Source organism: Anaeromassilibacillus sp. An250, from assembly GCF_002159845.1.
GTDB classification, from domain to species: domain Bacteria; phylum Bacillota; class Clostridia; order Oscillospirales; family Acutalibacteraceae; genus Anaeromassilibacillus; species Anaeromassilibacillus stercoravium.
Genome location: NZ_NFJK01000068.1, coordinates 1 through 713 on the forward strand (window position 1 = coordinate 1; position 713 = coordinate 713).

1 protein-coding gene is annotated in these 713 nt (G+C 60.4%); it reads left to right on the top strand.

Going from position 1 to position 713, the window contains the following annotated elements; translation table 11 throughout:
- Nucleotides 1-713: hypothetical protein (locus tag B5F54_RS17845; RefSeq protein ID WP_207651990.1), on the top strand; the 713-nt coding region annotated here is incomplete at both ends.

Below are 713 nucleotides of genomic sequence, written 5' to 3' on the forward strand. Positions count from 1 at the left end.
GGCGCGATGAAGGCAGGCAACCATGAGCTCGCAGATGAGATCATGAAGTCGATTATGTCGGCGGCGGCCCGCAACCTTTCCAACGAAGAGGTCATCAACTATGAGACCGGCGCGGGCAACGACGCCCACCGCCAGCTGTGGTCGGTGGCAGGCCATATGGCGGCGTTCTACCGCGTGCTGTTCGGCATGACATACGAATTGGACGGCATCCACTTTGCACCGTATGTGCCGGATTGGATGGTCGGCCCGTTTGAGCTGAGCAACTACACGTACCGCGACGCGAACCTGACCATCAAGGTTTCCGGCCAGGGCGACCAGGTGGCCTCCCTGAAGGTGAACGGCGAAGAGATGGGCGCGGACTATGTGCTGCCCGCAGACGCTTCCGGCGATTACACGATTGAAATCGTGGTGGAAGACAGCGGCGACCATGACAGCGTCAACCTCAAGCCCGAAAACCTTGTAATTTGCCCGGAACCGCCGGAGATGCAGCTGGAAGACGGCGTGCTGACCTGGACGCCGGACGAGAGCTACACCTATAAGCTGTGGACCGGCACCGAGTACATCGACGTGACGGGAAAGGACAGCTACGAGATCCCGCAGGACGTCTACGGCAGCTATTCGCTGGTGGCCGTGGATGAGGACGGCATTGCCGGAGAGCTCTCCGAGCCGATCATCTGGAACCCGGAGGGGACGTACCTGACGTACGAAGCAGA